This window comes from Nocardia sp. NPDC020380 (genome assembly GCF_044386975.1).
In the GTDB taxonomy this organism is placed as follows: Bacteria; Actinomycetota; Actinomycetes; order Mycobacteriales; family Mycobacteriaceae; genus Nocardia.
The window spans coordinates 317,320-333,530 of the sequence record NZ_JBIRVQ010000008.1 but is presented as its reverse complement, the minus strand read 5'-3'; the positions used below and the strand labels follow the sequence as shown (position 1 = coordinate 333,530).

Sequence of the window (16,211 nt, the reverse complement as noted above, 5' to 3'; positions counted from 1 at the left end):
CTCCCCCGGATTCCCCGAAAGGTAATGCGAGACATGACATCGGTAATCGGAACAGACTCGCTCCGCGACATTCGCAATGACATGATGCACCGCGTCGAGAAATCGGCGCTGGACTTTCTGGAACAGGAACATGCCCGCTGGTCCGCATTGGACCGCGAGGCCGGCGCCACCATCGAAACGATTGCCGCGCTGATGCGCTCGGGCGGCAAACGGATCCGGCCGGAATTCTGCCTCAGCGGATTTCTCGCGGCCGGCGGCGATCCGCAGGACGAATCGATCATCGCGGCCGCGGTGGCGGTGGAGTTGCTGCACACCAGTGCGCTCATTCACGACGATGTGTTCGACGAATCCGCGATTCGCCGCGGCGCCCCCGCCGCACACGTGAAATACGCGACCCGGCATCGGGACAACGGCTGGCGCGGTGACGCGGACCGATTCGGCGAGAGCGTGGCCATCCTGGCCGGGGATCTCGCCCTCGGCTACGCCGACGCCTTCCTGTCCGAGGCCGCAGGCGCACGCCCCTCCGTGCTCGCCGCCTGGACCGAGATGCGCACCGAACTGCAGATCGGCCAGCACCTGGACGTGGTGGCGGCGGCCCGGTTCGCCGGTGATCCGAAACTCTCACGCACCATCGCACAGCTGAAGTCCGGGAACTACACGATCCACCGCCCGCTGCTCATCGGCGCGATCCTGGCGGGCCGGCCCGACCTGGCCGCGGCGTTCGAGACCTACGGCCTGGCGGTCGGCGAGGCCTTCCAGCTGCGCGACGACCTGCTCGACATGTTCGGCGACACCGACACTCTCGGCAAGCCCGCGCAGCTGGACCTCGAACGGCACAAGATGACCCTGCTGCTGTCGCTGGCCATCGAGCGGGATCCCGCGGTGCGGGAACTGGTGGAGCGGCCGGAGGCGGAAGCCGATGGGTTGCAGCGCTCGCTGCTCGCCTCCGAGATGGCCGCCGAGGTGGAGAAGCACATTGCGGGCCTGGTCGTGGCGGGTGGCACCGCCCTCGCCGGGGCGGATCTGGAACCCGGCTGGCAGGCCGAGCTCATCGCCCTGGCGCACTCGGTCGCGTACCGGGACAAGTGAATCCACGCGGAAATGCCACCGGGTGCCCCTCCGCGGAGGGGCACCCGGTGCCGCAGAATCGAAAGCCGAATCGAGAGCCGGAACTACAGACCGGCGAGCAGGAGAGTGCCGAGCACCGCGACGTGCACGCCGTACTGGGTGACCATGAAGGCCCGGTACGGGGCCCGGCGGCCACCGCGAGTGGTGGCGCCGCGAGTGGTCGCGGACAGTACGCACACGGCCACCGCACCGGCGCCGAGCACGATCGCGGAGGGCACCAGGGTCGGCGCGAAAAGCGTTGCGGCAACCAGATATCCGGCCGCGATGAGCACCGCATTGAGGCTCACAAGGATGCGCACCCGGCGATCACCCCAGATCACCACCGGGGTCTTGCGGCCGCCGGCCGCGTCACCCTCGGCATCGGAGAGATCCTTCGACACCGCGCCGACACCGGCCATCCACAGCGACATGGCGATACCGAGCAGCAGCACCGGCACCCCGCCCTGCTCACCGGCGGCCTGCCAGCCGGCGGCATAGGTGAGCACGCCCATGCCCAGCACCAGCAGCGCGGCCGTACTGCCGCGGCGCTTACCGTAGAAGGGCGCGCCGGAATAGGCGTAACCGCAGGCCAGATGGGCCAGGATGAGTACCGGCAGCAGTCCGCCCGCATCGACGATGCCGCCGATGGCCAGCGCCAGCGCACCGGCCACCACGACTCCGCCGGCCGCGACCGGGACGGGCAGGGCGCCGCGGCTGATCGGGCGGGTCGAACCGTTCGCCCGATCCTCGGTGACGTCCATGACGCCGTTGAACACATAGGCGGCGAGCGTGGCGAGCAGCCATGCCACCGCGGCGATCCAGACCTGGCCGCCGAGCGCGGAAGTGCCCAGCGCGGCCGCGGTGGCGAAGCGGATCAGGAAGATGATCTGCACCGAGATACGGGATTCCTGCAGAAAGTCCCTGACGTAATGAGTGGCGATGGAAATTCTTTTATCGGCGGGAAATTCAACTGCTGCGATACCCATCTGCATGTTGCACAACGCTATTCTGTTGCCGATTTGTCGGATATTCCCCGAACCGGTACTCCCTCGGACCGAAAAGGTGGATCCAGTGTATTGAAAGGAGTATCGATAGCGGTCCGGAATGCTACTTTCGCAGCATCTTCGCCGCTGACCGGCGACCCGCCCGCAGCGACGGCGTAGGGTAGGCGCTCACGCGCGATCGAACAGTCACGCGAAGTCGGGTGGTACTGAGCGGGATTCGACAGATTCCAATTCGAGAGGAGTTTCGCATGACCAGTGGGGGCAGCCGGGTCGCCCTGGTGACCGGCGCGGGTGGCGGCATCGGGGCGGCCGTCGTGCGGAGATTGGCGGCACGCGAATTCATCGTCGCGGCAATCGATCTGCGCGCCTCGTGGTGCGACACCGCATGGGATACGGCCGGGCCGCGGCAGGCCGGCCTGTGGACATTCGGTGCGGATCTGAGTTTTCTGCACGAGGCGGAGGCGGCCGTGACCCGGGTCGCCGAAACACTGGGGCCGCCGACGGTGATCGTGAACGCGCCGTTCCCGGGACGCGCCGACCTCGCCCCGGATCTACCGGACTGGGAATCCCTGGTGCAGGCCCGGTTACGCGCACCGCTGCTGGTCAGCCGGGCCGCCGAACGCTATCTGACGGAGACCGGCGGCCGCATCATCACGGTGGCGCAGACCGGCCTCGCCGCGCGCCGGCCGGATGATCTGGTGGTGCGGGAGACCCTGCACGCGCTGACCGAAACCCTCTCCCAGGAACTCGCACCGCACGGCGTGCTGGTGAATACCGTTGTCGCCGAGTTGAACTGCGCGAACCCGGCGCCCGACGGAGCCGGATCCCGGGCGGACTGTTGCCTGGCCGTCGTGAACGAGACCGCGGCCATGGTGGAGTTCCTCGCCGTCGAGGCGGACGACGGCATCACCGGGCGGATGATCGAGGCCCGGCATCCGGCGCCGGAATCACCGCCAGGCGCGAGCACTCTCCGGTGACCCGGTCTTCTTCCGTGTGATCAGCGCCCGCTCGACCGCCCGGTTGACGGCGTCGATGCGGGAGACGGCCTCCAGCTTGGTGAAGATATTGCGCAGGTGCCGCTTCACCGTGGCCTCGGTGACACCGAGCCGGGTCGCGATCTGCCGGTTGCTCAGCGCCTCGGCCACCAGCATCAGCACCTCCCGCTCCCGGGCGGACAGTGTTCCGGCGGCATCCTCCGGCTCCTCCGCGCGGGCGCGCAGGCTCTGCGTCGACACCGACAGGGTGACGGTCTGCTGACCGTCGCCCACCGACTGCCGGATGGCCGAGGTCAGGGTGTGCCGTCCGGCGCCCTTGTGCAGGTAGCCCCGGACCCCCAGGGACAGCAACTGCTGCACCAGCTGCTGCTCGTCGTGCATGCTCAGCACGATGATCCGCAGCGCGGGGTCCTGGGCCAGCAGGCGGCGCACCGTCTCCGGCGGATCGCTCTCGGGCATTTCGAGATCCAGCAGCAGCACATCCGGTTCGTGCTCACCGGCCAGCTGGATCGTGCTGGTGCCGGTGCTGGACTGGGCCACGATGTCGAAATCGGGCTCGGCCCGCAGCAGATCGCACAGGGCCTCGCGGAGCAGCGTGTGGTCGTCGGCGACGAGAATGCGGATCGGGCTCTGGCTCATGCGGTGGGACGCTCCTGGACGATCGGGATCCATAGGGTCACGCGGGTGCCCCGGCCCGGGGCGGAGTCGATGTTCACGGTGCCACCGACCAGGTCCGAACGCTCCTGCAGGATGAGCAGGCCGTTGCCGCCGCCGGTGGCACGCAAGGACTCCACATCGAAACCCTTTCCGTTGTCGATGATTTCGGCATGCACCTCGTGCGGTGCGATATCGATGTGCACGACCACATTGCCCGCGCCCGCATGCGAATAGGCATTGCGCAGGCATTCGCGCACCATGATGAACAGCTCCTCGGCCACCGCGGCGGGAATCCAGGTGTCGCTGCCGCGCACCCACATCTGCAACGGCGTACCGCTCTGCCCGAGCGACGCGGCGAAACCACGCAGCGCGGTCTCCAGCGACCCGGTGACATCGGGCCGGCGCAGCTCGCTCACCAGTTCCCGGCTGCGCGCGATGGTTTCCAGGATCGCGGCCTTGGCCTGCTGCACCCGGCCGGATATCTCGGGCGCCGCGGCACCCCCTGAATCCATTGCCGCCCGTTCGCATTCCAGTTCGTACAGTTCGATCTGACGCAGCGCCAGACTGACGGAATTACCGATGTGATCGTGGATTTCGCGGGCCAGGCGGCGCTGGCTCTGATCGTGCACCTCCCGCACCCGCTGCAAGAGGAAGGCGTCGTAGCCGATGGTCCCGGACTCCAGCCGCAACCCGATACCCTGCTGCAGCGCGCGCATGGCGGCGATGAGCTGGGGCTGCGGCGCGCCGAGTTCGTCGGCGCACTCGGCGATGGCGGTGGTGGCCAGATCGGACAGGATGCCGCCGGCCCGCACCGAATGAATGAGGTGGGCGCCCTGGCGAACCCGCTCACTGCCCAGATCCACCACATCGGTGATGTGCGTGATGGTGGTGCTGCCGGCCGCGAGACTGCCCGCGCAGTCGGCGAAGATCCGCCGCGCCTGCAATTCGCACTGCTCCCAGGCTTCCGCGCTGGCGACCAGCGGGCTGCCGATCTCACCGAGCCGCGCCCGATACTGCTCGATCAGCTCCGGAATCCGGGCGGCGAACAGGTCCGAGAAAGCATCCGACAGCTCCGATCGTGCCTTCGTTTCCCTGTCCATCCCACCGTCACCCCTGTCTCGCCTGCGCCGTCCCGGGTCCCAGAATCCCTGGCCGGCTTAGAACTCCGAGGAATCCTACCCGAGCGTCCAGGGGACTTGCTGAAACTCTGGCCGGAAAGGTTTTGGTGCGCAAGAAGTTCGGCGGATTCCCCGCCGAACGGCGGACAATCCCTTGGGAGCAGTCGAACTCTCTTTGGGTGCAGGAGTGTTGTCCGGCGGCATCCTACATGCTGCGATCGAAGCGGGGAGTCGGGGAAATTATCGGGCCGACGGACTATCTCACCTATCTCGGATTGGACATGATGTCGAAGAATATTCGGACGGTCACGGCTCCGCCGGACCCCGCGCGCCGCATGGTCCTGGTCCGCCAGGACGGCGTGACCTGCTGGACCGAACGCATTCCACCCGGGAGTTCCGGTGTGCCGCACCGATATCCGTCGATCACGCTGGTACTCGCGGGCGCGCCCGTGGAGATAATCGACGAACAGGACCGGGTGTGCGGCGGCACCCGGCTGCTGACCGGGCACGTACTCGGCCGCGACGCACTGCCGCTGCCCTGCCGTTTCGCCAATCTCGGGGATCGGAATCTGGTCCTGGTCGTCATCGAACTGCCCATCGGCACTACCACTTTCGACGCACCCCGCTCTCACAGGATGAATTCCCCCGGCGATCATCGTCGACTTTGATCTCCAGTGGAGCAGCAACAGAACTCCAGTGAGGAAGCAACAAAGGCGTCGCTTCGGAAGTTCGGCCGATATGGATGGACAGCATGGATGGGATCAGAATTCTCGGTCCGTTGGAGATCGAAGGACACCAGGGCATGCCGCGGCTCGACTCGTACCGGCAGCGCGCGGTCCTGGGATTACTCGCATTGAACGCGGACCGCGTCACGCCGATGGAGAGCCTGACCGACGCGGTATGGGACGGCGAACCACCGGCGACGGCACGATCGCAGATCCAGATCTGTGTTTCGGCATTGCGCCGCATCATCACCGGTAGCGGCTGCCCGGCCGCCATCGAAACCCGCGCCTCCGGATACCGGCTGGTAATCGGCGAATCCGCGCTCGACAGCGCACGATTCGACGAACTGGTGGCCCAGGCGCGCACCTACGAGAACAGCGGAAATCTCACCGGCGCGCTGGGGGCCCTGCGCCTGGCCCTGGGATTGTGGCGCGGCACCACGCTGGCCGATGTACCCAGCAGCCGCATCCAGCGCATCGCCTACCAGCTGACCGAGCGGCGGGTGGCGGCCGAATTATCGCGCTTCCGTATCGAACTCGTCCTCGGCCGGGCCCGGGAGATCATCCCCGACCTGCAAGCCCACGTGGATACTCATCCACTCTGGGAGGAGGCCTACGGCTATCTGATGCTCGCCCTGCACCGCTGCGGCCGCTCGGCCGAGGCGCTCGAGGTGTACCGCCGAGCGCGGGCCACCCTGATCCAGCAGGTCGGCCTCGAACCCTCCGAGGAACTGCGCATTCTGGAGCGGGCCATCCTCGAAGGCGGTGCCAACCTGCCCCGGCCCTCCCTGTTCGAACCGGCCCGGCGTGCCGGATGACCATCCGGCACCGCGGGCCCCGCTCGCGGTGTCCCCCTCGACGCCGGCACGGCAGCCCCGGAAAGGGCTGCCGTGCCGCATTATCGCTACCGTGCCGCAGTGTCAACGGGGAGCGGCTGCCGCCCACCGAGCACGGCGAGCAGTTCCGCCAGGTCGTACTCGGCCCGCCCCGGCCGGCCGTACCGGGTCAATTTCCCCCGGCTGGCCCACTTCCGGATGGTCTCCGGTTTGACGCCCGCGGCGAGCGCCGCGAGTTCCGTGGGCACCAGCCGCCGCTCGGCCACCCCGGCGCTCATGCCACCGGCTCCCCGCGCCGCACCGGACGCCGCTGCCCGAGCCGCTGATGCAAGGCCAGCCACTGATGCGGCTTCCAACTGTGTCCCGCCGGGCAACTCACCAACCGGCTCCCCGGCCCCGACGTAGCCAGCTGCGCATAAACCATGTGCCCGCACCCCGGCCGATCACACCGCCCGACCTCGATCAGTTGCGGCACCGGCTCGATGGCACGCCGAGCCAGATCGGCAACCTCACCGAACTCGTCGATGGCATCCACCACCGCCGGATGCGCCCCCAGCCAATCCAGATGCTGCAGCAGGAAATCCACCAGTGCGGGAACGGTCCGCCGCGGCCGCCGCGGCGGCCGAGCCTCGTCCACCACCAGCGCCGCCCACGACACCGCCAACCCGATGAGCTCCGAACGCGCCTCGACCAGCGCATCCGACAACACGATCCCCTCCCCCCGCCCCCCATGCGCCCACCGCAACGCACGAGTGCGCTCCCCCTGCAACAGCTCCCCGCACCGGCTGTACAGCACCGGCAGCTGCAGCAAGGTCTCGGCAAACCGTTCCAAACACTCAGCGCAAACCCGCGCCTCGTCCCCCGATATCTCAGCCCGCGGCAAATCGTTCACCACAAGCCCTGAGCAGTAGGAATTCTCGCAAAATGCCTGGGACATCGGTCGCTCCTCCTGACGCTGTCATCCAGTCTTCCCCCACTCTCACAGCCCCCCGTATTCCCCTGCTATCCCCCGCATGTCCCCCCGCGATAGCGCAACGAAAGCCCCCCACCCGGAAACGAAACCGGTCAGGTCCGGCCGGGCTCGATCGGCGGTATCGGATGATCGGGACCGCTCCACGTGGCGGTCCGTAACGCCGGACAGTGGGAATTCGAGGGGCCGGGTGAGCCCGGAAGACGCTGGCTGACCGGGCGCACCCGTCGACGGAAGGAATCTGACGCGGTGTTGTGAAACAAGCCCCGCGGGGGCGGGGATGACGCGCCTGCCTGTGATGCCCCGTCAAGGGGCTGTGCGCGCGCCGCCGGAACAGTTCCCGGCCGGTCGCAGGTGTGCCGGTGCAGGCTCGGGGGTCGACACGTCGCGCCGCCCGCGCGGAATCGGTTGTGCTGTAGGGGAACTGGCATCACCTCCTGCCATACTCACGATCGTCGAATCGGGTCGACACCGGGTCCGGGTCGCCAGGGGGCCCGCGCCCAGGTCGCGAGATCGGCCCCGGGGACTCGTCGCCGTCGCGCCAGGCGTCCATCGGCATCACGACCGGCCGCACCACGAATAGGGTGGGGATCAGCGCCCCGAGTCGCGGGCTTCGTGCTGGTCGAGGGCACCTTGCAGGGTGTCGAGGGGCTGCGCCTCGGCGAGCCGATCCTCGAGGATCACAATCCAGCACGCCCCTCAGGGAATTGCCAGCGTGCGGGTAACTGTCGCCCTCGTGGGAGATGACGGGCTGCTGCAGCCCCACCTCCTCACGCAACGCATGTTGTTCACCGGCGGCTACTAGGGTCGTCAGGTCGGATTCCGGGGACTGGACGCGTCGAGGAGGACAGGTGGCGGACGAGCAGCAGGCCGAGGGGCGGCGCCAGTGGTTGGTGCTGATCTATCGAGTGCCGTCCGAACCTACCCGGCTGCGGGCGGCGGTGTGGCGGAGGATCAAGGGGCTCGGGGCGATTTACCTGCAGAATTCGGTGGCGGCGCGGCCGCATGCGCCCGGCGCGGAGCGTGCGTTCCGTACCCTCCGCAAGGAGATCGTCGACATGGGTGGCACCGCGCAGTTGCTGATCACCGAGGTACTGGCCGGCGAGGTCGATATCGAGAATCAGTTCAACGCCGCGCGCGACGACGAGTATGAGGAGATCCTCGACAAGTGCAATGACTTCCTGGCGCAGATTCAGAAGGAGTACGACGCCGAGCACTTCACCTACGCCGAACTCGAGGAGAACGACGAGGATCTGACCAAGCTGCGCAATTGGTTCGACAAGGTGCGGGCGCGGGATGTCCTCTCGGCGACCGGGCGTGAAGCCGTCGCGGGGGCATTGAGCCGGTGCGAGGAAGTGCTCGAGGAGTACGCCGCACGCGTATACGCCGAAGAGGGTGAGAAATAGCGGCCCGGACCGTTCCCCGCCGATGGCAGATCCGGCGGGGAACAGAGTGGTGCACGGGTCTCGTGCGTGTGCGGGTCAAGCGGTGATCGCGCGCCGCAACGACAACGCGAACACCGCCGCCACCAGCACCGGCAGCAGCCACCAGGCGTTCACGCCCAGGTGGACCAGCGTGGTCGTCACCGCCAGCCCGGTGACGACGCCGACCGCGGCGACCCAATCGTCGCCGACGACGAAGTCGTACCAGAACGCGAGAAAAGCCTTGAGACCGTTCACGATCCGACCTCCGCTGTCCGCAGCGCAGTGGCGCGTGCCTGTTTGAGCAGGAAGGTCGCGGCGAGCGCGGCCGCCGCGACGATCGGCACCAACGCCAGCAGCGCCGCGTCCGTGTGCGGCCATTCGACACCGGCGCCCTCGCCCGACCAGAACAGGCCGAACGCGGTGAGCATCACGCCCACAACGAATTTCATGGTGTTCTCCGGAACGCGTGCCAACGGTGCGCGCACGCCGATACCGACGAGCGCGACGGCCAGTACCGCGATCGCCGCGCCGAGTGCGGCGAGCGGGACGTCGTGCTGGTTCGCGCCGAAGGTGATCACGATGAACACCACTTCGAGCCCTTCCAGGAACACGCCCTTGAACGACAGCGTGAACGCGTACCAGTCGGCGACCATGCCGCGGCCGCCGGTCGGCGCGGAGGTGGCGGCGGCGAGCTCCTCCCGGTAGGCGGCGTCCTCATCGTGCAGCGCCTTGTATCCCGACCCGCGCAGCACGGCCTTGCGCAGCCATTGCAATCCGAAGATCAGCAGCAAGGCGCCGACCACCAGGCGCAGTCCCGTCAGCGGCACGTACCGGATCGCCGGGCCGAGCACCGCGACCACCACGGCGAGGGTCACGAGCGCGGCGCCCAGCCCCTGCATGGTCGATCGCCATCCACGGCTGGTGCCGGCCGCCAAGACGATGGTCAATGCTTCGACCGCCTCCACCGCACAGGCCAGGAAGACGGTGAGCACAAGGGCGTAACCGCCGCCGTTCATCGGCCGCCTCCGTCCTGGCGGGTGGAATGCTGCGGGTCATTCATGCGACCTCCTCGATCGATGGTTCGGTGGAATTCGTGGTGCGCGAGGCGGTGTCGGCGCCGCCGAATGTCAAGCATCCGGCGGGTTCCAAGGCCAGTCGCACATTGTCGCCGCGCCGCCGCGGGTGCACGTCGAACACTCCGGTGAATCGGGTTCCGCAGGCGAGTTCGACGACATGGTCGTAACCACGGCCGCGATAGGCCGTATCACGGATCGAACCGGCGATGCCGCAGCCGGATTCCGGTGCGGCGAGCGTGGTCGCGGTCGGCCGCACCAGCACTCGGACGGCCGCGCCGACGGCCAGTCGCTCGGTGGTGACCGTGCCGATGACCTGTTCGCCGACTCGCACTCGCACGTCGTGGCCGGTGATCGATTCGACCCGGCCCGCCAATTCGCCTGCCAGGCCGGTGAATCGGGCGACGAACGGGGAGGCGGGACGGTGATACACGTCTTGTGGGAGTCCGTATTGCACCAGCCGCCCCTCGCGCATGATGCCGATTTCGTCGGCCAGGGCCAGCGCTTCGGCCTGGTCATGGGTGATATAGACGACCGTAGCTCCCGATTCTCGTGTGAGAGTGGCGATTTCGACACGCAGCCGCTCACGCAGGTCGGCGTCGAGGTTGGACAGCGGCTCGTCGAACAGCAGCAGGCGCGGTTCGGCCACCAGCGCTCGCGCCAAGGCGACACGCTGCTGCTCACCACCTGACAGCTGGTGCGGGAAGTGATCGGCGCGCTCGAGCAGCCCCACTCGCTCCAGCATCCGTGCGGCCCGCTCACGCATCTGGTTGCCGCGTAATCCGGTGCGCCGCAATGCGAAAGCGACATTGTCGCGGGCGGTCTTGTGCGGCCACAGGGCGTAGTCCTGAAAGACCATCGCCAACTCCCGGCGTTCCGGCGGCAGAAACTCGTGGCGGCGGCGGCCGGTGAACAGCGCTGAGCCGAAACGAATTTCACCGGAGTCGGGGCGGTCGATGCCGGCCAGGCAGCGCAGCAACGTGCTCTTGCCCGATCCGGACGGACCGAGCAGCACCAGGAACCGGCCCGGTTCCAGGGTGAAGGTGACGTCGGTGAGCGCCGCGGTGTCCGCGTAGTTCTTCGTGAGCGAATCGACCCGCAGGGTGAGTTCGGTCATCGCAATCCTTCCAAGCCGCGGCCGGTCGGCAGCACGAGTCGCGCGCCGATCAGTACCGCACCGATCAACAACAGCACGATCCCCATCGCCAGCACGGTGAGCGCACCGCCCCCGCCGAAGTCGTAGCCCTCCAGATGACGGGTGATCTCGACCGACAACGGCCGCCCGCCGGGCGGAGCGAGCATCTGCGAGATCGGGAACTCGAACACCGTGTCCGCGAACGTCACCAGCCACACCCACAGCAATGGCGTGGCCAGCAGTGGCAGCACTCCGCGCACCCAGGCCGTCACCGGTGCGGCGCCGTGCACCCGGGCGGCCGTCACGATGTTGTCGTTGATCTGGCTCATGGCCGCCGACAGCAGTCGCGCGCTTTTGGGCAGCGCTCCGGCGAGGTAGCCCAGCATCAGTAGCCAGACGGTGCCGTAGATGTCGAGTCCCAGCGCGGCGACCTGCGGCAGGTCGTAGGTGAAGATGTACCCGCTGGCCAGCAGCACCGAGGGCAGGGCGATGGCCGCGAGCAGCAGCAGGTCGAGCAGTCGTGCGGAACCTCGTGCGAGGCTGCGCCCGGCGATCGACCCGAAAACCACCGCCGCACAAGCCACCACCGCGGCCAGTTCGGCCGAATAGCGCAGCGGGGCCCACAACGAGTCGCCCGCCAGCACATGCCGGTAGTTCGCCAGTGAGACCGACGCTCCGGCCCCCGGGCCCGAGGGCAGAAACGAGGCCAGCACCGCGCCGAGCACCGGAACACCCACGGCGAGAAGGAAAACGAGCGAGGTCGCCGCCAGTGCCCCGGCCGCCGCCGGTCCACGCAAACGGACCCGCGTCGCCGGTCGGGTGCGCCCGGACAGCACCGCGTAACTTCCGGTGCGGGTGGCGCGCCGCTGCACCGCGATCGCCAGTGCGACCAGCGCCATCAGTAGCCAGCCCACCGCCGCCGCGGTCCCGAAATCGGCGGGGAACGTTCCGATCGCCTGATACATCGCCGCTGTCGCCAGCGGGAAGTGTGCGGCGGTGCCCATGGTGGCCGCCACGCCGTAATCGCTGATGGACTCGGCGAAGACGATGGCGAACCCGGCCCACAGCGCGGGCGCGAGGATCGGCAGCACCGTGCGAGCCGCGGCCAGCCGACCGGCGCCGTGCGTCCGCGCGGCATCGGTGTACTCGCGGCCCATACTGCGCAGCATCGCCGAGATCGACAGCACGGCAAAGGGAATGCCGCGGGTGGCCAGCACCCAGCTCACTCCGGCCGGACCGAGGACCACCGCGCGCACGGCGTGCAGATCCTGGCCGGTCAGTTTCTCGAGGACTCCGTACTTTTCCACCAGCCAGGTCCAGCCCAACGATTCCAGATACGACGGCGCGAGCAGCAGCGCCCACAACAGCAGCCGGAACAGCGGCCGGCCCGGCAACGTGGTGCGCTCCAGCACCCAGGCCAGCCACCCGCCCACGACCACCGCCACGGCCGCGGCGCACACCCCGACCAGGAAGGTGTCGACCAGAGCGCGCGCGGTCCAGCCGGAGCACACCGATCGCAGCGTATCGAGGGTGAACCAGGCATCGCCCTGATCGAACAAGCGCGGACTGACCGCGACCGACAGAAATCCCAGGACGGGCACCAGCAGTACGGCGGCGAACAGTGCCCAGCCGCCACCACCGGCCAGTATGCGCAGGACGGCGATGGCGGCCGAGCGATACCTGCCGCTGCGTTCCCCCTCATGTCGGAGCGCAGTGGCAGCGGTCGAATCGAGGGACATGCTCAATGCGCGATCGTCTTGGTGAACCAACTGTTGATCTCACCTTCCTTCGGTCCCCACACATACGGGTCGATGGTCTGGGTCGGCACCGAATCCAGCCTGGGCATACCGGAATTGGCATCGATGCCGGCGACGACCGGCCAGTACAGCGAATCCCCGCCCGCGTCGCCCTGCAGCATCACCTGCTGACCCGGCCGGCCGAGCACGAAATCGGCGAACTTCTTCGCTTCGTTCTGCACGGCGGCGGACGCCTTCGCGTCGATGCCTATGACGCTGGGCAGCGCGGTGACCTTGGGCAGATACGCCACCTTCAGGGTCGGATCCTTCAGCGCGGCGGCTATCCCGGCCGAGCTCTGCAACAACGCGACCTTCACCTCGCCGATCTGAAGGCCGTGCAGCAGTGGGGCGTTCGTGTCGTAGACGTGCAGGCCGTTGTTCTTGAGTGCCTGGAAGTACTGTTTACCCTGCTCGTCGCCGCCGAGTTGCGCGAACATGCCCGCCACGAACGGATAGGCCGGGCCGGACACCGACGGGTTGGGCATTCCGACGGCGTCTTTCCATGCCGGAGTCAACAGGTCCTGCCAGCCGGTCGGCGGCGCCGCGATGGTGCCCGCCTTGTACACCAGCGCTTCGGTGGCGGTCACGCCCGTCGGCACGTAGCTGTGATCCTTGGGCCGCAGCGCCTGACCGAGCTGGTTGTACGACACCTGTGGATCGATGTTCTGCACCAGCATCTTCTGGCTGTCCAGGCTTGCGAACGCCTCATCGCCGTCGACCCACAGCACGCCCCATTGCGGATTGGCCCGTTCCGCCTGGATTCGGGCCAGCAGTGGGCCGGTGCTGTCGTCGACCAGCTTGGTGGGGATGCCCGTCGCCTTCTGGAATGCTTCCACCATCGGTTTGTCGTAGCCCTGCGCGGAGTAGACGACCAGCGGCGCCGATCCGTCGGCCGTCGAATTCCCGCCCGTCCCACAGCCCGCCGCGGCGCCCGCGGCCAGGGACAGCGCGAACGCGATTGCGACCGTTCGCCGAAGACGCGTGGTTGTTATGCCGTTCATGTCCGCTCCATGACCTGTGAAAAGTAACGACCGTTAGAAACCGTGCATGACAATCGATACATCACGGATGACAACGAGTGGCGTGCACATGAACGACTGCAGAAGACGGCGCGAGCACAACGGGAGCAGCACCCGTGTCCGCCTTCTCGGTCACCCGGCGCGACCGTGACGAAGATCGGGGCGACGATGGCGACGACCGGCTGACATCGCGGTGAACGCGAACCGTCGGCCACGTGCGCTGGACGTCCGAATCTCCCTGCCGACGACCGGGGTTCGGACGCAGCATTCGCGACAGTGTCGTCACTGTCGCCGTTGGGGTGAGGCAGACTGAGCCTCATGTTCCGGGACCTTCGATGCTGATCCGGATGGCCGCGACCCGAGCTACCGGCGGCGTCATCGCCGCCTCGCTCCTGGTGCTGCCCCTTGCCGGGTGCTCGTCCGGAGGACCGTCCGAGCCGTCGGATGTCGTGAACTCACTTGCGGCGCAAGCAAGTTCGTCCGGGAGCGCGCCGAGCGCAGGCGAGCTGCCCCACCCTGCGCACGTGGTCGTGGTGGTCGAGGAGAACCACTCCTACGCCGACGTTATCGGCAGTTCCGATGCGCCGTTTCTGAACACTCTGGCCGGGCGAGGGGCGCTGTTCACCGCGTCGTACGCCGTCGCGCACCCGAGCGAACCCAATTACCTCGCGTTGTTCTCCGGTTCCACCCAGGGCCTGACCGGTGACTCCTGCCCGCACACCTTCACCGGATCGAACCTCGGCTCCGAACTCCTCGCGGGCGGACTCGGTTTCACCGGATACTCCGAATCGATGCCGTCCACCGGCTACACCGGCTGCGGCAGCGGCGATTACGCCCGCAAGCACAACCCGTGGTCGAACTTCCCCGCCCTTCCGGCCGACACGAACCGTACCTGGGCCGACTTCCCGCACGATTACACCGCGCTGCCGACGGTGTCGTTCGTCATCCCGAACCTCGCCCACGATATGCACAACGGCACCGTCCGCGCCGGTGACGACTGGTTGCGCGCCCACCTCTCCGACTACGCGACCTGGGCGCCAACCCACGACAGCCTGCTCGTCGTCACCTGGGACGAGGACGACAACGGCGCGGACAACCACATCCCGACCATCATCACGGGCGCCGGCGTCAAGCCTGGCCGATACCCCGAACTTCTGGACCATTACCGGGCCCTGCGTACGCTGACCACGATGTATGGCCTCTCCCCGGTAGGCGAGGCCGCGAAACGTACGCCGATCACCGATATCTGGCAGCGGTGAACGGCACCGCACCGGCGCGGCACCGCTGATCGTTCACGAGGCATCGACCGTCGACCGAGCGGTGGACGCCGCGTTCGACGACCCGCGACACAGGGTGTTTCCACACGGTAATGCATGTCGCACGTTGTTCGTGTTGGCCGCTGATCCTTTTATCGCGGCGTTCACCCGCAGGTCGTTCCGGGTTCTTACAAAGTGAGAGAGTCGGCTCGGGTCGCGGGGGACCGGGCGTCTCGTCACTGTGTGAGGAAGTGCGGCTTGTTGATGGATACCGAACAGTCCAGCGCGGGAACTGATGTCGCCGCTATCCGGGCTGTCGATCTGACGTTGAGCTTCGGGACCACGACCGTTCTCGAGAACGTGAGTCTCGATTTCCCCCATCGTTCGGTGACGGCACTGCTCGGCCCGACCGGCTCGGGTAAAACGACGTTTCTGCGCACGCTGAATCGAATGAACGACAAGGTCGCCGGGTTCCACCGCACCGGCGACGTCATATTGGGCACGCGAAGCATCTTCGACGGCTCCTACGAACCGATGCGACTGCGGCGCACCGTCGGCATGATGTTCCAGCGCCCCAACCCGTTTCCGATGTCGATCGCGGACAACGTGATCGCCGGGGTGCGGGCCCATCGGCTGGCGCCCCGCCGGGACTTCGGAGACCTGGTGGAGGCCCGGCTGCGGGAGGTCGGCCTGTGGGACGCGGTGCGAGATCGCCTCGGCGACTCACCGTTCCGGCTCTCCGGTGGCCAGCAGCAACTGCTGTGCCTGGCTCGCGCGCTGGCGGTGGAGCCGCGGATATTGCTGCTCGACGAGCCCACCTCGTCGCTGGATCCCGCCACGACCGAGAAGATCGAGGCACTGATCCGGTCGCTGCTCGACCGGCTGACGGTGATCATCGTGACGCACAATCTCGCCCAGGCCGCCCGGGTCGCGGACACCACCGCGTTCTTCTTCGACGGGCGATTGGTCGAGTACGGATCGACCGAGGAGCTCTTCTCTTCCCCCCAGCACGAGGAGACCGTTCGCTATGTCGCCGGACGGTTCGGCTGACCCTCCCATGCTCCTCGGTGTCGCCGGCGCCGGAGGTTCTCGTATCGAA

The 16,211-nt window shown here is 67.7% G+C and carries 17 protein-coding genes; 7 read left to right on the top strand and 10 right to left on the bottom strand.

Annotation, left to right across the window (positions count from 1 at the left end):
- Positions 1-33: 33 nt before the first annotated feature.
- Positions 34-1,089 carry a polyprenyl synthetase family protein gene (locus ACH438_RS24030; RefSeq protein WP_397008805.1) on the top strand — a complete coding sequence of 352 codons (1,056 nt, stop codon included), beginning with the start codon at positions 34-36 and terminating at the stop codon, positions 1,087-1,089.
- A gap of 83 nt (positions 1,090-1,172) precedes the next feature.
- On the opposite strand, the gene ACH438_RS24025 is transcribed toward ACH438_RS24030, so the two are convergent.
- Positions 1,173-2,000, bottom strand: coding sequence for a UbiA family prenyltransferase (locus ACH438_RS24025; protein WP_397008803.1), 828 nt, complete (start codon positions 1,998-2,000; stop codon positions 1,173-1,175).
- A 359-nt stretch (positions 2,001-2,359) separates the two neighbouring features.
- Here ACH438_RS24025 and ACH438_RS24020 point away from each other — a divergent pair, with 359 nt between their 5' ends.
- On the top strand, positions 2,360-3,088 hold the full coding sequence (locus tag ACH438_RS24020; RefSeq protein WP_397008801.1) for an SDR family NAD(P)-dependent oxidoreductase: 729 nt from the start codon (positions 2,360-2,362) through the stop codon (positions 3,086-3,088).
- Here ACH438_RS24020 and ACH438_RS24015 read toward each other — a convergent pair.
- Together ACH438_RS24015 and ACH438_RS24010 are read right to left on the bottom strand one after the other, a co-directional pair.
- Entirely contained in the window at positions 3,059-3,745 is a 687-nt protein-coding gene (locus ACH438_RS24015; protein ID WP_397008799.1) for a response regulator, read from the bottom strand. The genes ACH438_RS24020 and ACH438_RS24015 overlap by 30 nt on opposite strands.
- Positions 3,742-4,863, bottom strand: coding sequence for a sensor histidine kinase (locus ACH438_RS24010; RefSeq protein ID WP_397008797.1), 1,122 nt, complete (start codon positions 4,861-4,863; stop codon positions 3,742-3,744). Before ACH438_RS24010 ends, ACH438_RS24015 begins: the two co-directional genes overlap by 4 nt.
- A 299-nt stretch (positions 4,864-5,162) precedes the next feature.
- Here ACH438_RS24010 and ACH438_RS24005 point away from each other — a divergent pair, with 299 nt between their 5' ends.
- Both ACH438_RS24005 and ACH438_RS24000 read left to right on the top strand, forming a co-directional pair.
- Complete coding sequence (locus tag ACH438_RS24005) at positions 5,163-5,549, top strand: hypothetical protein (protein ID WP_397008795.1); 387 nt, start codon at positions 5,163-5,165, stop codon at positions 5,547-5,549.
- Between the two features lie 83 nt (positions 5,550-5,632).
- Positions 5,633-6,421, top strand: a complete 789-nt coding sequence (locus ACH438_RS24000) for a BTAD domain-containing putative transcriptional regulator (RefSeq protein WP_397008793.1) — start codon at positions 5,633-5,635, stop codon at positions 6,419-6,421.
- 86 nt (positions 6,422-6,507) lie between these two features.
- Here ACH438_RS24000 and ACH438_RS23995 read toward each other — a convergent pair whose 3' ends face one another.
- Both ACH438_RS23995 and ACH438_RS23990 read right to left on the bottom strand, forming a co-directional pair.
- Positions 6,508-6,717: a transcriptional regulator gene (locus ACH438_RS23995; protein ID WP_397008791.1), complete on the bottom strand. Its 210-nt coding sequence runs from the start codon at positions 6,715-6,717 to the stop codon at positions 6,508-6,510.
- Positions 6,714-7,271, bottom strand: coding sequence for a hypothetical protein (locus ACH438_RS23990; RefSeq protein WP_397008789.1), 558 nt, complete (start codon positions 7,269-7,271; stop codon positions 6,714-6,716). Before ACH438_RS23990 ends, ACH438_RS23995 begins: the two co-directional genes overlap by 4 nt.
- A 989-nt stretch (positions 7,272-8,260) precedes the next feature.
- Here ACH438_RS23990 and ACH438_RS23985 point away from each other — a divergent pair.
- Entirely contained in the window at positions 8,261-8,815 is a 555-nt protein-coding gene (locus ACH438_RS23985; RefSeq protein ID WP_397008787.1) for a Chromate resistance protein ChrB, read from the top strand.
- 75 nt (positions 8,816-8,890) lie between these two features.
- Here the strand turns inward: ACH438_RS23985 and ACH438_RS23980 are convergent, their stop codons facing one another.
- The 5 genes from ACH438_RS23980 to ACH438_RS23960 are packed head-to-tail and all read right to left on the bottom strand — an operon-like array spanning position 8,891 to position 13,838.
- A complete protein-coding gene (locus tag ACH438_RS23980; RefSeq protein WP_397008785.1) occupies positions 8,891-9,088 on the bottom strand; it encodes a hypothetical protein in 198 nt (65 codons plus the stop codon).
- The gene (locus ACH438_RS23975; protein ID WP_397008783.1) at positions 9,085-9,849 is read right to left on the bottom strand and encodes a COG4280 domain-containing protein; all 765 of its coding nucleotides are present in this window, start codon (positions 9,847-9,849) and stop codon (positions 9,085-9,087) included. The genes ACH438_RS23980 and ACH438_RS23975 overlap by 4 nt, the downstream gene beginning before the upstream one ends.
- 40 nt (positions 9,850-9,889) lie before the next feature.
- Positions 9,890-11,023: an ABC transporter ATP-binding protein gene (locus ACH438_RS23970; protein ID WP_397008781.1), complete on the bottom strand. Its 1,134-nt coding sequence runs from the start codon at positions 11,021-11,023 to the stop codon at positions 9,890-9,892.
- Positions 11,020-12,780: an ABC transporter permease gene (locus tag ACH438_RS23965; protein WP_397009156.1), complete on the bottom strand. Its 1,761-nt coding sequence runs from the start codon at positions 12,778-12,780 to the stop codon at positions 11,020-11,022. The genes ACH438_RS23970 and ACH438_RS23965 overlap by 4 nt, the downstream gene beginning before the upstream one ends.
- A 2-nt stretch (positions 12,781-12,782) precedes the next feature.
- Entirely contained in the window at positions 12,783-13,838 is a 1,056-nt protein-coding gene (locus ACH438_RS23960) for an ABC transporter substrate-binding protein (protein WP_397008779.1), read from the bottom strand.
- A 365-nt stretch (positions 13,839-14,203) separates the two neighbouring features.
- Between ACH438_RS23960 and ACH438_RS23955 the strand changes: the two genes are divergently transcribed.
- Both ACH438_RS23955 and ACH438_RS23950 read left to right on the top strand, forming a co-directional pair.
- Complete coding sequence (locus ACH438_RS23955) at positions 14,204-15,115, top strand: alkaline phosphatase family protein (RefSeq protein ID WP_397008777.1); 912 nt, start codon at positions 14,204-14,206, stop codon at positions 15,113-15,115.
- A gap of 261 nt (positions 15,116-15,376) precedes the next feature.
- Positions 15,377-16,162 (top strand): phosphate ABC transporter ATP-binding protein, encoded by a 786-nt coding sequence (locus ACH438_RS23950; protein ID WP_397008775.1) that lies wholly within the window; start codon positions 15,377-15,379, stop codon positions 16,160-16,162.
- The last annotated feature ends 49 nt before the right edge of the window (positions 16,163-16,211 follow it).

Bases quoted from the DNA above. Each gene is read 5' to 3' on its own strand.
- ACH438_RS23995 (WP_397008791.1), bottom strand. From the start codon at position 6,717: ATGAGCGCCGGGGTGGCCGAGCGGCGGCTGGTGCCCACGGAACTCGCG.
- ACH438_RS24010 (WP_397008797.1), bottom strand. From the start codon at position 4,863: ATGGACAGGGAAACGAAGGCACGATCGGAGCTGTCGGATGCTTTCTCG.
- ACH438_RS24000 (WP_397008793.1), top strand. From the start codon at position 5,633: ATGGATGGGATCAGAATTCTCGGTCCGTTGGAGATCGAAGGACACCAG.
- ACH438_RS24005 (WP_397008795.1), top strand. From the start codon at position 5,163: ATGATGTCGAAGAATATTCGGACGGTCACGGCTCCGCCGGACCCCGCG.
- ACH438_RS23975 (WP_397008783.1), bottom strand. From the start codon at position 9,849: ATGAACGGCGGCGGTTACGCCCTTGTGCTCACCGTCTTCCTGGCCTGT.
- ACH438_RS24015 (WP_397008799.1), bottom strand. From the start codon at position 3,745: ATGAGCCAGAGCCCGATCCGCATTCTCGTCGCCGACGACCACACGCTG.
- ACH438_RS23960 (WP_397008779.1), bottom strand. From the start codon at position 13,838: ATGAACGGCATAACAACCACGCGTCTTCGGCGAACGGTCGCAATCGCG.
- ACH438_RS24020 (WP_397008801.1), top strand. From the start codon at position 2,360: ATGACCAGTGGGGGCAGCCGGGTCGCCCTGGTGACCGGCGCGGGTGGC.
- ACH438_RS23955 (WP_397008777.1), top strand. From the start codon at position 14,204: ATGGCCGCGACCCGAGCTACCGGCGGCGTCATCGCCGCCTCGCTCCTG.
- ACH438_RS23970 (WP_397008781.1), bottom strand. From the start codon at position 11,023: ATGACCGAACTCACCCTGCGGGTCGATTCGCTCACGAAGAACTACGCG.
- ACH438_RS23950 (WP_397008775.1), top strand. From the start codon at position 15,377: ATGGATACCGAACAGTCCAGCGCGGGAACTGATGTCGCCGCTATCCGG.
- ACH438_RS24030 (WP_397008805.1), top strand. From the start codon at position 34: ATGACATCGGTAATCGGAACAGACTCGCTCCGCGACATTCGCAATGAC.
- ACH438_RS23965 (WP_397009156.1), bottom strand. From the start codon at position 12,780: ATGTCCCTCGATTCGACCGCTGCCACTGCGCTCCGACATGAGGGGGAA.